The organism is Cytobacillus citreus, from assembly GCF_018343665.1.
In the GTDB taxonomy this organism is placed as follows: domain Bacteria; phylum Bacillota; class Bacilli; order Bacillales; family Cytobacillaceae; genus Cytobacillus; species Cytobacillus citreus.
Genome location: NZ_JAGYPM010000003.1, coordinates 919,062 through 933,076 on the forward strand (window position 1 = coordinate 919,062; position 14,015 = coordinate 933,076).

The 14,015-nt window shown below is 39.0% G+C and carries 13 protein-coding genes and 1 other annotated feature; of the genes, 3 read left to right on the forward strand and 10 right to left on the reverse strand.

Annotation, left to right across the window (positions count from 1 at the left end; genetic code table 11):
• Positions 1-40: 40 nt before the first annotated feature.
• The 5 genes from KHA94_RS16020 to KHA94_RS16040 all read right to left on the reverse strand — a co-directional run bounded on the left by KHA94_RS16020 (position 41) and on the right by KHA94_RS16040 (position 7,968).
• Positions 41-343 carry a rhodanese-like domain-containing protein gene (locus KHA94_RS16020; RefSeq protein WP_420828164.1) on the reverse strand — a complete coding sequence of 101 codons (303 nt, stop codon included), beginning with the start codon at positions 341-343 and terminating at the stop codon, positions 41-43.
• A 554-nt stretch (positions 344-897) separates the two neighbouring features.
• Entirely contained in the window at positions 898-3,315 is a 2,418-nt protein-coding gene (gene leuS / locus KHA94_RS16025) for a leucine--tRNA ligase (protein ID WP_213103119.1), read from the reverse strand.
• 51 nt (positions 3,316-3,366) lie between these two features.
• Positions 3,367-3,588, reverse strand: a binding site (T-box leader).
• A 501-nt stretch (positions 3,589-4,089) separates the two neighbouring features.
• Positions 4,090-4,866 carry a 3-hydroxybutyrate dehydrogenase gene (locus KHA94_RS16030; protein ID WP_213103120.1) on the reverse strand — a complete coding sequence of 259 codons (777 nt, stop codon included), beginning with the start codon at positions 4,864-4,866 and terminating at the stop codon, positions 4,090-4,092.
• 48 nt (positions 4,867-4,914) lie between these two features.
• The gene (locus KHA94_RS16035) at positions 4,915-6,234 is read right to left on the reverse strand and encodes a GntP family permease (protein ID WP_213103121.1); all 1,320 of its coding nucleotides are present in this window, start codon (positions 6,232-6,234) and stop codon (positions 4,915-4,917) included.
• Positions 6,235-6,600: 366 nt separating this feature from the next.
• Positions 6,601-7,968, reverse strand: a complete 1,368-nt coding sequence (locus tag KHA94_RS16040; RefSeq protein WP_213103122.1) for a sigma-54 interaction domain-containing protein — start codon at positions 7,966-7,968, stop codon at positions 6,601-6,603.
• 134 nt (positions 7,969-8,102) lie between these two features.
• On the opposite strand from KHA94_RS16040, the gene KHA94_RS16045 reads away from it, so the two are divergent.
• Entirely contained in the window at positions 8,103-8,456 is a 354-nt protein-coding gene (locus tag KHA94_RS16045; protein WP_213103123.1) for a hypothetical protein, read from the forward strand.
• 323 nt (positions 8,457-8,779) lie between these two features.
• On the opposite strand, the gene KHA94_RS16050 is transcribed toward KHA94_RS16045, so the two are convergent.
• The 5 genes from KHA94_RS16050 to KHA94_RS16070 all read right to left on the reverse strand — a co-directional run bounded on the left by KHA94_RS16050 (position 8,780) and on the right by KHA94_RS16070 (position 11,731).
• On the reverse strand, positions 8,780-9,961 hold the full coding sequence (locus KHA94_RS16050) for an MDR family MFS transporter (protein ID WP_213103124.1): 1,182 nt from the start codon (positions 9,959-9,961) through the stop codon (positions 8,780-8,782).
• 269 nt (positions 9,962-10,230) lie between these two features.
• A complete protein-coding gene (locus KHA94_RS16055) occupies positions 10,231-10,470 on the reverse strand; it encodes a hypothetical protein (protein WP_213103125.1) in 240 nt (79 codons plus the stop codon).
• Positions 10,471-10,490: 20 nt separating this feature from the next.
• Positions 10,491-10,865, reverse strand: coding sequence for a cytochrome c maturation protein CcmE (locus tag KHA94_RS16060; RefSeq protein ID WP_249365514.1), 375 nt, complete (start codon positions 10,863-10,865; stop codon positions 10,491-10,493).
• Between the two features lie 425 nt (positions 10,866-11,290).
• On the reverse strand, positions 11,291-11,455 hold the full coding sequence (locus tag KHA94_RS16065) for a glycogen biosynthesis protein GlgD (RefSeq protein WP_213103126.1): 165 nt from the start codon (positions 11,453-11,455) through the stop codon (positions 11,291-11,293).
• A gap of 12 nt (positions 11,456-11,467) precedes the next feature.
• Complete coding sequence (locus tag KHA94_RS16070) at positions 11,468-11,731, reverse strand: YtzC family protein (RefSeq protein WP_213103127.1); 264 nt, start codon at positions 11,729-11,731, stop codon at positions 11,468-11,470.
• Between the two features lie 731 nt (positions 11,732-12,462).
• On the opposite strand from KHA94_RS16070, the gene mnmL reads away from it, so the two are divergent.
• Both mnmL and mnmM read left to right on the forward strand, forming a co-directional pair.
• Positions 12,463-13,431 carry a tRNA modification radical SAM protein MnmL/YtqA gene (gene mnmL, locus KHA94_RS16075; protein ID WP_213103128.1) on the forward strand — a complete coding sequence of 323 codons (969 nt, stop codon included), beginning with the start codon at positions 12,463-12,465 and terminating at the stop codon, positions 13,429-13,431.
• Entirely contained in the window at positions 13,428-14,000 is a 573-nt protein-coding gene (gene mnmM / locus KHA94_RS16080; RefSeq protein WP_213103129.1) for a tRNA 5-(aminomethyl)-2-thiouridylate-methyltransferase MnmM, read from the forward strand. The genes mnmL and mnmM overlap by 4 nt, the downstream gene beginning before the upstream one ends.
• Positions 14,001-14,015 lie beyond the last annotated feature (15 nt).

Genomic DNA, 14,015 nt, shown 5'->3' on the forward strand with positions numbered 1-14,015 from the left:
CCCTCCTACTTGATCGATTCGGTCTTTTTCTTTAATAAAATTATATTGTTTCGCCTTTCCATTGCATCATGCCGCCTGCCAAATTGCGAACCTTATATCCTTGATCCTGCATATAGTAGCAAACATTTTCACTGCGGGCACCTGAACGGCAAATAAAAATATATTCTTTATCTTTATCAAAGTAATCCAAGTTTTCAGGAATTGTCATCATGCGGATATGCTTTGCTCCTGGAATCATGCCATATGCAACTTCTTCATCTTCCCTCACATCGACAAGCTCTAATTTTTCACCAGCAGCTAACTTTTTTTCTAAATCATCAGTCGTCATAATTTCTATATCCATCAAATACTTCCTTTCCAAACCAAATATTAGTTTTCCCTATACCCATATTAAAAAACATCCTCCGAAAACGCAATCGGAGGATGTTATTAGTTAATTGTCTAGATATAGTGACTAGAGGCGATTTGACATTCTCTTTTCATATATCTGCACACTTGGCGATATATCCGCTACTTTGGATGTATATCCTCCACTTCGACTGTATATCAGCCACTTCGACTGTATATCAGCCACTTCGACTGTATATCCGCCACTTCGGCTGTATATCCGCCACTTCGGCTGTATATCCGCCACTTTGGATGTATATCCGCCACTTCGACTGTATATCCGTCACTTTGACTGTATATCCGTCACTTTGACTGTATATCCGCCACTTCGACTGTATATCCGCCACTTCGACTGTATATCCGCCACTTCGACTGTATATCCGCCACTTCGGCTGTATATCCGCCACTTCGACTGTATATCCGCCACTTCGACTGTATATCCGCCACTTCGACTGTATATCCGCCACTTCGACTGTATATCCGCCACTTTGACTGTATATCCGTCACTTATCAGTTCGCTACAATATTGACAAGCTTTCCTGGGACAGCGATGACTTTGCGAATTGTTTTTCCATCAATTTGCTCTTTAACTTTTTCATCTTCAATTGCAATTTTTTCGAGAGCATCCTTTTGAGCATCTGCTGGAACAAGCAGCTTCGTTTTTACTTTACCATTTACTTGAATAACAATTTCAACCTCATCATCTACAAGCTTTGCCTCATCAAATGCCGGCCATGCTTCATAGGCAATGGTTTCGCTATGGCCAAGCTTTTCCCAAAGTTCTTCCGCAACGTGAGGTGTAATGGGTGAAAGCAATTTAACGAAGCCTTCCATAAAGTGCTTAGGAAGAACAGTCGATTTATATGCTTCATTAATAAAGACCATCATTTGTGAGATAGCTGTATTGTAGCGTAATCCCTCATTATCCTCTGTTACTTTTTTCACTGTTTGATGGTAAACCTTCTCGAGATTGCTCGCTTCTTCTGACTCTTGGATTTTTGGATTTAGTTCTCCGTTTTCCTCGATGAATAAGCGCCATACACGGTCAAGGTATCTTCTTGAGCCATCTAAACCATTAGTGGACCATGCAATGGATGCATCTAGCGGCCCCATGAACATTTCATATAAGCGAAGAGTATCTGCGCCATGGCTCGCAATAATATCATCAGGATTTACGACATTCCCTTTTGATTTACTCATCTTTTCATTGCCTTCACCAAGAATCATTCCTTGGTTAAATAGCTTTTGGAAAGGTTCCTTCGTATGAACAACCCCAATATCATAAAGGACCTTGTGCCAGAAGCGTGCATATAGAAGGTGAAGAACGGCATGCTCTGCTCCTCCGATATAAATATCAACAGGAAGCCATTCTTTTAGCTTTTCTGGATCTGCAAGTGCTTCATTATTGTGTGGATCAATATAACGCAAATAATACCAGCAGCTTCCCGCCCATTGAGGCATTGTGTTCGTTTCTCTGCGCCCTTTTTTCCCTGTTTCAGGGTCTACAACATTAATCCAATCCTCAATATTAGCAAGCGGAGATTCCCCTGTACCAGAGGGTTTAATTTCTGTTGTCTGCGGAAGAATTAATGGCAGTTGTTCCTCAGGAACAGCTGACATCGTGCCGTCCTCCCAATGGATGATTGGAATTGGTTCACCCCAATAGCGCTGGCGGCTGAATAGCCAGTCACGTAGACGGTAAGTCACTTTTTTCGTTCCAAGACCTTTTTCCTCAAGCCACGAAATCATTTCTGTGATAGCCTCGTCTTTATCTTTTCCATTCAAGAAACCTGAGTTCACATGCTCTCCGTCGCCTGTGTATGCGTCCTTTTCTACATCACCACCAGCAACAACTTCGATGATCGTAAGTCCGAATTGTTTTGCGAATTCATGGTCGCGCTCGTCGTGAGCAGGTACCGCCATAATTGCACCAGTCCCGTAGCTAGCCAAAACATAGTCCGCTATCCAGATTGGCATTTTTTCACCATTAGCTGGGTTAATAGCAAAGGCACCTGTAAATACACCTGTTTTTTCTTTTGCTAAATCTGTTCTTTCAAGGTCAGTCTTGCTTTTAACTTTTTCAAGATAGGCATTGACAGCACTTTTTTGCTCTGCCGTTGTAATTTTATCTACTAAAGCATGCTCAGGAGCTAGGACTGCATAAGTAGCCCCAAATAGAGTATCAGGACGGGTTGTAAATACTTTAAATGTTCCTTCATGTCCTTCAATTTGGAAGGTAACCTCTGCACCTTCTGAACGCCCAATCCAATTGCGCTGCATTTCTTTAAGACTATCTGGCCAATCTAATAGATCTAGATCTTCAAGTAAACGATCGGCATATTCAGTTATTTTTAATACCCATTGTTTCATCGGTCTTCTTTCAACTGGGTGACCACCGCGCTCACTCTTCCCATCGATGACTTCCTCGTTAGCAAGAACTGTTCCTAAAGCTGGACACCAGTTAACAGCTACTTCATCGATATAAGCAAGGCCTTTTTCATAAAGCTTAGTGAAAATCCATTGAGTCCATTTGTAATAATTAGGATCTGTCGTATTCACTTCACGATCCCAGTCATATGAAAAGCCGAGTTCTTTAATTTGCCGGCGGAATGTATTGATATTCTGCTCAGTAAATTCAGCAGGATCATTCCCTGTATCTAAAGCGTATTGCTCAGCTGGTAAACCGAATGCATCCCATCCCATTGGATGAAGTACATTATACCCTTGCATCCGCTTCATTCGTGAAAGGATATCTGTTGCCGTATAGCCCTCAGGATGGCCTACATGAAGCCCTGCACCAGATGGATAGGGAAACATATCAAGCGCATAAAATTTACGTTTTCCTTTATCTTCACTCGTTTTAAATGTTTTATTTCCTTCCCAAAATGATTGCCACTTCTTTTCAATCTCTTGATGATCGAAACTCATCTCAATTTCCTCCTAAAGTAAAAAATAAAATAAAAAAACCCCTCATCCCATAATAGGGACGAGAGGATTATGTATATCTCCCGCGGTACCACCCACATTAGTGACTAAGTCACTCGCTTCATTCAACCTTAACGCGGTATACGGCAAGCATTACTGTTCATTCACACTTGCTGCTCAAAGGCGAGTTCATGGGATACCTGACTGACTTGCACCACCCGTCAGCTCTCTAAATCAGAATAAAACACCATTACTGCTCCTTATCTTAGCAGATAACTATTTAATTAAATGTAATTGTATATAATTTCCCGCCAAGATGCAAGAGGGCTCATCCTGACGAGAAATTTAATACTTAGCATATGATATAAATGTTCATGTGTGAAAGCATTTACTATATTTCCCCAATAAATTAAGGGACAGTCTATACTGACACTGCCCCTCAAAATGTTTTATCCCGAATTAACGGGCAGTAAGACCCCCAATTCAAAACTTTTAGGGAACTAAAAAAGGATAAGTGGGGGTTCAACTGCCCGTAAAAGCCCGACGACGGACAGGATGTCCTAGTCAGGCGAAAGCCACAGGACAAGGAGTACTTCATCCGCATTTCATCGCACGACCGAAAGCAGAGCTTTTGGGAGGACGTGGCGCTTTGAGCGTGATTAGTTTAACTAACAATCAGTGGGGGATGAAAGCCGACTAAGAACGCCACGTCCTGTGGCAACGTCGGCACTAGCACGTCCTGTGCGTCGAAAAACCCCCACTGATTGAAGTTTCACTTTATTGAACCGTATATCCGCCATCTATAACAATTGCCTGCCCAGTCATTCCCATTGCTGAATCACTAGCTAAGAAAATAGCACATTCAGCTATCTCATCAACAGTTAATAACCTTTTTTGAGGAACTAATGGAAAAATTACCTCATTTAATACATCTTTAAGTGGAACATTTCTCGTTTTGGCTAGATCATTGAGCTGATTACGAACTAATGCTGTATCCACATAGCCAGGACAGATGGCATTAACGGTAATTCCATGTATGGCTGTTTCTAATGCCGCTACTTTCGTTAATCCAATTACCCCATGCTTCGCACTATTGTAAGCTGCCTTTCCCGCAAAGCCAACTAAGCCATTGATGGAAGCCATATTAATGATTCTGCCAAATTGCTGTTTTTTCATAATAGGCAAAACATGCTTAATGGCAATAAATGGGGCCGTCAACATGACTTTTATTAGAAATTCAAACTTTTCGGTTGGGAAGTCTTCGATATATGAAACATGCTGCAAGCCTGCATTATTTATAAGTACATCTAAACTTCCATAATGGCTTACTGCTTCTTGCAAACAGGATTGAATATCAATTTCTGATGTCACATTACATTTTAATCCAATTGCGTCATAGCCTTCATCCTGCAAATTTTTTGCAGCCCTTTTGACTGCATCTTCTTGAATATCAGTTAAAACAATTTTTGCTCCAGCTGCTGCAAATTTTTTTCCTATTTCATAGCCAATTCCCCCAGCAGCTCCTGTAATAAAAATAACTTTTTCCTGAACCATGTTGTGACTCCTTTCAAATGCCAAACATACCAAGATCTCTTATGAAATCTAAATCCCTAATCCTAATGAGAATAAAATGATCGCAATTGCAACACCTATGACAGGAACAATAACCGTTAGTGCGCCAACTGCACCATACGCATCCTGATGAGCCTCTCCGCAAATAGATCGCACTGTTGTCACAACATAACCATTATGAGGCAGTGAATCCAAAGCACCCGATGATATGGCAACAACTCTATGCAATGCTTCAGGATTTACTCCCATATCCATATAATGTGGTGCAATTAAAGGCAAGGCTATCGCCTGTCCTCCAGATGCAGAGCCCGTCATTCCAGCTATTACACTTACAGCAATAGCCCCTCCAATAAGCGGACTACCAGGAATACTAGTCATAAATTCAACAGCAGTCGTAAAAGCCGGAACAGCTTTTGCCACTCCTCCAAATCCGACAACTGCCGCTGTATTACCGATCGCAATCAATGCCCCTAGAGTTCCCTCTGAAACGGCATTCCAGAAATTTTTGAAGTATTTTCTATTCAATAAATAAGTAGCGATAACCCCGCCTAATAATGCAATAATAAGTGCAGATTGCTTAAGAGAATCGTGAAAAACAAAAGAAATTAATAATACGACAACTAAAGGAAGAATTCCCATAAATGGGTTTGGTAAAGCTTTGTTTTCTGTTACTGGATCACTGTCCCTTGAGACAAATGTTTCTCCTTTTTTAACAGCTTTTGTTATCATCCTTTTCAGCCACCAGTAACCAAAGATCATCATAAATACGGCTACAATCAAACTAACCTCCCAGCCTGCATACGGAGTTGTGTTTAAAAATTCAATTGGAATCCAGTTTTGAATCTCTGGTGAACCTGCAGAAGTCATGGTAAATGTTACGGACCCGAATGCAAGTGCAGCTGGGATAAATCTCCTCGGCAGATTTGCCTGTTTGAACAAGCTTAAAGCCATAGGATAAACAGAGAATGCAACGACAAATAAGCTTACACCACCATAGGTTAAAATCGCACAAGATGCTACGATCGCTAAAACGGCATATTTCATTCCTAGCTTATCCACAACCATTTTCGAAACACTATCTGCAGCCCCACTATCCTCCATGACCTTTCCAAAAATAGCTCCTAATAGGAACATTAAATACCACGACGTCACGAAGCCTGAGAATCCGGACATATAATTACCAACTAAATTTGCTTCGCCTTCCCCAACGAGCTGTGGAAATAGCGGCATACCACTAAAAACGGCAACAAATATCGCTGATAATGGTCCAACGACAAGCAGATTCATCCCTCGCATCGTTAAATAAATTAATAATGCAAGACCACCAATTAATCCAATCATGCTTAGCAATTCCATTTCCCCCTTTTTTGTTTTTTTACAATTTTTCACTTGGCTCTTTGCCTCTTTTTACATCCCTCCCACTCTTGTTAACGCTTTCAAAGCACTTTTTTATAAGGCTTCTAAAAGAAGAATCAAAAAAATTCTTCCTACTGACTTACTTGCAAGCTTTGTGCCAAAAATAAAAGCTAATTAGAAGGGGAATTTTCGAATTTTTCATGAACATTTTTTCCGAAAAGCTGGAATGTAAAATTGATAGTTTCTCTTACTTAATAGAATAGTTTCAATAATAGATGTGAAAACCATTGGCTTTTCTGATGTAAAAATTAATAGATATAAGAAAGTCCAGAAAACTGGATTGAATTCCAATTTTCTGGACTAGAGATTAAAAATTCCGTATTTTTTTAATTTCTCATACATGGAAGACTTGCTAATACCTAAAGCTTTTGCGGCTTCAAGCTTGTCATCATTAAATTTATTTAAACTCTGGATCAATACTCTTTTTTCAGTTTCCTCTAAAATTTCCTTTAGCTTTTTACTCCCAACTGGGAAAACCGATGATTCTTTTAAATAATCAGGCAAAGAATCCAATGATATGACCTCGTTGTTTGTAAGATGAACGGAAGCTTCAATGACATTCTCAAGCTCTCGAATATTTCCTGGCCAGCTATATTGAGTAAACCTCTCCAGCACTTCATCTTCAAAAAAGCTTATTCGCTTTCCCGATTTTTTCGTAATTTTTTTGATAAAATAATCGAGCAAAACTGGAATATCGTCCATTCTTTCACGTAATGGTGGAATCGTGAACGGAACGACATTAATCCGATAAAACAAGTCTTCTCGGAATCTTTTTTCTTCCATCATTTTTTCCAGAGGACGATTTGTGGCGGCAATAATTCGAACATCTACGGATACAGACTCTGTGGACCCTATACTTTCGATTTCGCCCTCTTGAATGACTCTTAACAGCTTTACTTGCATATTCAAGGGCATATCGCCAATTTCATCTAAAAATAAAGTTCCCCCATCAGCCAATTGAAATTTTCCTTTTTTTCCGCCTTTTTTTGCTCCAGTAAAGGCGCCTTCTTCATAGCCAAATAATTCAGATTCAAGAAGATTTTCAGGTATGGCCCCGCAGTTAATTTTCACAAATGGCTGGTGGCTTCGATTGCTTAATTGGTGAATGCTGTGTGCGAATAACTCCTTTCCTGTTCCACTCTCACCACGGATTAGGACTGAAATATCGCTTGCAGCAATCATCTTTACTTTTCCCTTAAGACCTTCAATTTCCTTTGATTTCCCAAGCAGATCATCCAGGCTATATTTCACACTGCGATCAATATCTTGAATATAGCTTTGAATCTTTGTTAGCATGCTTTTTACATGGCTATTCATTTTCATCCATTCCCTTGTGTCACGAAAGAACACAGTACCAAAAGCTCCAACTACCTGCCCATTAGATAAGATCGGAATACGGTTTGCAATCATATAATTCCCTTTTATGTACTGAAGGTCAGCGACCTCTTCTTTTCCTGTAGCAGCAACAATATGCATGCGGGAATTTTCAATGACCTTTGAGACATGTACACCAATAACCTTCTCTCGTTCCACCTCTAAAAACTCACAATAGTTTTTGTTTATGTAAATGATTTTTCCTTTATTATCAACAACTACTAGCCAACCAAAAGCATTTTCCACAATTGTTTCAACAATATCAATAGGTATATCTAATAGTGCGCTTTTCATTACAATCCCCTTATTTGGATATTATGGAAATCCCTTTCTATATTTTATCATACTTATCAGATAATTTAGATAAACATGTATCTTTTATACCCTTTTGGTCTAAAAAAATAGTAAAACGAATGGGAGTGTTTTTCTTGAAAGGTGTTTTATTATTGAATGAAAATGAACCGGAGAAATTGTTTGATAAACAAGAGAGAATTGCTTATCAGCAAATGGCAGCAGTCTCTTATATGAAGGCAAACAAAATCCAAGTTGAGAAGCTCAATCCTTACCAAATAAATGATTATTATACCATCCCACACGCTCTTTTATTTGACTTGAAACGAACGAATGCCCATTTAGACTGCCTTGTGATCCCTTCTCAAAGAACGATAGAAAAATTTATTCAAATTTATCCTGCAAGATGGCTGTTATTAAAAAGCTATTTCAAGGAAATCTTATTTGTGAATAAGAGTGAAATCGACGATTTAGATGGAACAAGCTATTAGAAAAGCGCAAGCGCCTTGCTCACCCCCGACAAGCATAAGACAGGCCGACGGGAAAGTTGTTCTTTAACTTTCTTGGCGGACTGGCTTATGACCTCGAGGGGGTAGGCGCTGGAGCTAGACAATTCTCAAACTCGTGAAAAGTTATACTTTCTTATTTTTTTAGAAAAACTTGGCGTTCGCCAAGTCCTTTATGGTGAATGCCTTAGTTTTTTGTATGCGATCTTATTAGCAGAAATTTTATTGAAAACACACTTTACTTTAATACGTTAATAAACTTAAACTTTCCGATTAGCTAAAAAAAACCTGCAAAAATTCTGCAGGTTTTAAGAAGCATGAGCTAGTTTCTTTGTATCCTTTATTTTTTTATCATAAATAAGCGTAGTAAAGATAGAAATAAAGAGCAGGCCAATGACAATAGTAAATAACATTGACATACCGTACATATCAACAAGGATACCGCCTAGCAAGGGGCCAATCATTCTGCCTGCTGTTGCCATGCTATTCACAATTCCTTGATAAAAGCCCTCTTTTCCTTTTGGCGCAAGTTCATTAGCAATGGTTGGGACAGCTGGCCAAACAAACATTTCACCAATTGTTAATATAATCATCCCTGCAAGAAAAGCAGAAAACTCCTCTGCACCAGCTGCAATTAAAAAGGCAAAAATTAAAATAACGATCCCCACATTTATTTGTGTCTTTAGGGATTTTATTCGTTTTACTACTATGTTCACGAAGGGCTGACCAAGAACAATCAATGCGCCATTAATCGTCCATAGCAAACTATATTGCTTTAACGAAATATTAAGCTCCTGTGTAAAGGAAGCAATTGTCGTCTGCCACTGAACATATCCAACCCAGCATAAGCTATAGCCAATACACAATATTAATAAAGCATAAAGCCGAGAATGATTTTTATGAACTGGCTTTTCTTTTAGAACTGAAGTCTGAGTACCTGTTTCGGTATGAATACCTCTATATCCAAAAACGGCAATTAGAAGAAAGAGCGCATACATGAGTGTATTTGCAATAAATATAAACTGGAAGGAGAAAGATGCAACAAACCCTCCAAGTGCAGCCCCAAGTGCAACACCTAAATTTTGTGCTACGTAAAGAGCGTTAAAGGATTTTCTTCCGCCTTCCTTCCAAACTGAACCTGCCATTGCATACATAGAGGGAAAGATAATCCCTGACCCAAAACCAACAATGGTTAAAAAGAGCACATATGTAGGCCAGCCATTCCAGAAAGACAAACCGATTAATGATAATAACGCAGTTACTACTCCAAGCAAGATCGATTTATATCCCCCAATTTTATCAAAAAGGATGCCTCCACATAAATTTCCGACCACACTTGCAGCAGAGTTTAGCATAAGTACAAAACCTGCTACCGATAAAGATTTCCCTAAATGATCATGAATATAAATCGTATTTAATGGCCATAAAAAAGAAGAGCCTGTTACATTCACGACCATCCCAATAATTAATAACCATAAGGCGCGTGGCATGAAACACCCTCCTTTAAAAAATAATCGCCTATCATTGTTTTTCAAAAAACCGAAAAAATTCCATTCTATTTCGGTTACCAAAATAATTTTATTTCTTTTTTATAGTCCTTGCAATAGATATTAAAGCCATTAAATAAATACAGAAAATACGAAATAATCCCATAAAAACATTATGATATTTCAGGCAGTTTATTGACAGTAGTTCATAATTTTGACAAAATAATAAGGAAAACACCGTACAAGTCTCATTTGTACGGTGTTTTCATAGTTTACTTTTCGCTTTTATTTTTTCGGAGCAGGCTGTATCCATTAATTACATGCTCTTTCTTTTTCGGATTTTCCTTCTCTTCTAAAACAATACTCGTTACAAAAGCAAGGGACATTATCCCTCCTCTAGCACTTTCAAGCCATCTTCTATCTTTTCTTTTCAGTCCGACTATGTTAGCAGCTAATGAGTACAAAGATATGACGATTCCTAAGATGAGAGCAATATTACCAATTAAATACATGTTGTCACCAGCCTGTCTAATTAGTCCTGCTTATTTTCATTTATTTTTTTATGCATTTCGGCATCATAATTTTTAGGATCTTCCACTTCAAATTTGGAAGGGCATTTTGTCTGAACCTTTTCCGCCTCAAACACACCATCTTCCCTTAAATAGCCCTCTACAATGACAATCACATCATCAGAGAAATTATCAGGCTTGACCCCTTCGTATCGTATAGGGAGATAAGTTGTTTTTCCTTCTTCAAAAATTTCAAATTTCAGCTCAATTTTATCTGCATTCCATTTAACTGAATCCTCTTTTAATAATCCTTGGGTTAATACATATTCATCTTGGTAAATGTCTTTTTTTGTCATTAACTCCTCGATTGAAACTTCTTTACTCCCAGCACTTGGCATTGTTGAAGAAATTCCTCGGAAAGCTTAGTACGAGGAACGCTATCCATATCCAGGAAAGAATAATTTTTTTCATTTTTTACACCCTTTCTATTTCATTAAAGCCTTTGTTTAAATTTCGCATTTAGGGCGTTTCATTTGAAAATATGAATTTTTGTGAATATTTTCAAATTTGTTTTTTGTAAAAATATGCAAAATTTGATCCAGTAGGACCCATTTGGAAAAATTATTTACCTTACCCTATTTAAACCTTTTCAACGAATGTCCATCTGTGATTCATATCACATTTTTTCCGTTCGTTATTTACGTTGACAAAAATATAAAGCAGCAGGAAAAAATCATTATAATATGAATTTTAATCAGTGACCGTAGTCTTCTAAAAATAAATATGACCCCAATGCTCAAAGCATTAGGGCCTTTATGATCGCTTATTCAGGATGAAATTTGGATTTTACTGACTGTCCTTTCATTTCATACTTCTTTTTTGCTTGTTTGACGATATCATAGTCATTTCCGAGCTCTATATCTTGATTATTAATCCCATTGCGGTTTTTCTGTTCTGGGTTTCTCTGCTTCGATCGTTTTTTAGCCAATACTATCACTCCTTAATGGGGAATAATAATCATTTGGTTTTGAAGCTTCTGCAGTTGAAGCCTCATTCGATGCAGCTGCTCACGCTGCTGGGAATTCGCACTAAGGGCAAGCTTTGATAAGTCATTGTAAGCAGCCTCAAGAGAATGAAGAGCCTCTGTATAGCCAATATCATTATAATGCTCTTGCATCCTTCCATCTTGCAGATGATCATTGGCGAATCGAATTGCATCCTCACATTGCTGGATCAAGTTATCCATTGATTCACGGGTTGCCATCAAATCCCCTCCTGATAAAGTGAAACTTCCATCAGTGGGGGTTTTTCGACGCACAGGACGCGCTAGTGCCGACGTTGCCACAGGACGTGGCGTTCTTAGACGGCTTCCATCCCCCACTGATGGTTAGTTGCGGCCCACAGGAAGTGGGTCACGCAGACGTTGCCACACGATGTGGCGCTTTTAGTCTGTGTTCATTTTACAAGCCTTTACGGGCAGTTGATCCCCACTTAGGTTTTTTAATCCTCTCGCAACCTTGAAGTGGGGGTCTTACTGCCCGTTAATCTGCGATAAAGAATGGGTCTTTTCAGAAGCAAATTGCTTCATCATTAGTTTGTTCATATTTCTTTTTCCTATCTAGACAATTTGCTGGCAAATTTAGCTTTGGATTACCTTTACACTTCATGATAAGATAAAGTGAAACTTCCATCAGTGGGGGTTTTTCGACGCACAGGACGTGCTAGTGCCGACGTTGCCACAGGACGTGGCGTTCTTAGACAGCTTTCATCCCCGACTGATGGTTAGTTGCGGCCCACAGGAAGTGGGTTACGCAGACGTTGCCACACGATGTGGCGCTTTTAGTCTGTGTTCATTTTACAAGCCTTTACGGGCAGTTGATCCCCCACTTAGGTTTCTTTAATTCTCTCGCAACCTTGAAGTGGGGGTCTTACTGCCCGTTAATCTGCGATAAATTTTATGCGATATTTTGAAAATAATAATTGGAGGTATTTGATTTGACTCCAGCAAATCCTTTTCCATTTGCGTCTGATGATAAACGCTACCATACATGGAATTATCATTTAAGAAATGAATTCGGCCATAAGGTTTTTAAGGTGGCACTTGATGGCGGATTCGATTGTCCTAACCGTGATGGCACAGTTGCACATGGAGGCTGTACATTTTGCAGTGCCTCGGGCTCAGGTGACTTTGCAGGAAACCGTGCAGATGATCTCGAAACTCAGTTTAAGGAGATAAAAGAAAAAATGCATCTTAAATGGAAAGACGGCAGGTATATGGCTTATTTCCAAGCCTTTACGAATACACATGCACCTGTTGATGTACTAAGAGATATGTATGAAAAGGTGTTGAAGCAAGAAGGAGTAATTGGACTCTCTATTGCCACTAGGCCAGACTGTCTTCCAGATGATGTTGTTGAATATTTAGCTGAACTGAATGAAAGAACGTACTTATGGGTCGAGCTTGGTTTGCAAACTGTCCATGAAAGAACAGCACAGCTTATCAATCGGGCTCATGATTACAAATGCTATGTCGAAGGAGTAAATAAGCTTCGGAAGCATGGTATTCGAGTTTGTTCCCATATCATAAACGGACTCCCCCTTGAAACACCTGAAATGATGATGGAAACGGCAAAAGAGGTTGCTAAGTTAAATGTACAAGGAATTAAGATACATTTGCTTCACCTTTTAAAAGGAACACCTATGGTGAAACAATATGAAAAAGGTTTACTTGAGTTTTTGCCATTTGATCAATATGTAAGCTTAGTTTGTGACCAATTAGAAATTTTACCACCGGAAATAATTATTCATCGGATTACAGGGGATGGTCCAATTGAATTGATGATTGGCCCAATGTGGAGTGTAAATAAATGGGAAGTTCTTAATGGAATAGATGCCGAACTTAAACGTCGAAACAGCTGGCAAGGTAAGTTCTATAAGCAAAGTCAATTGGAGGCAACTACATGAAGCTAGATGGAATCCTGCCTTTTGCACGGAAATTAATTGAAAAAGCCGTAGCACCTGGTGACATCGTCGTCGACGCTACTTTAGGAAATGGACATGATACATTGTTTCTTGCAAAATTAGTCGGCAATTCAGGTAAAGTGTTCGGATTTGATATTCAGAATGAAGCAGTTGTTAAGACAACAAAACGTCTTGAAGAGCACTTACTTTCTGACCGCGTTATATTATTCCATAGCGGGCATGAACATATTTTAACCAAAATCCCCTCTGAAAATCATGGGAAAATTAAAGCAGCGATATTTAATTTAGGCTATTTGCCAGGCGGCGACAAAACAATTGTAACAGTTCCAACAACGACGATTTCAGCTATTAAGCAATTATTGGAAATAATGGCGCCTGAAGGAATCATTGTACTTGTTATTTACCATGGTCATGAGGAGGGTATAGTCGAACGTGATACCCTCCTTCAATATGTAAAACAATTAGACCAGAATAATACCCATGTGCTTCAATATCAATTTATTAATCAGCAGAACGCCCCGCCGTTTATTATTGCTATTGAAAAGCGTTAAAAGGACAAAAATACG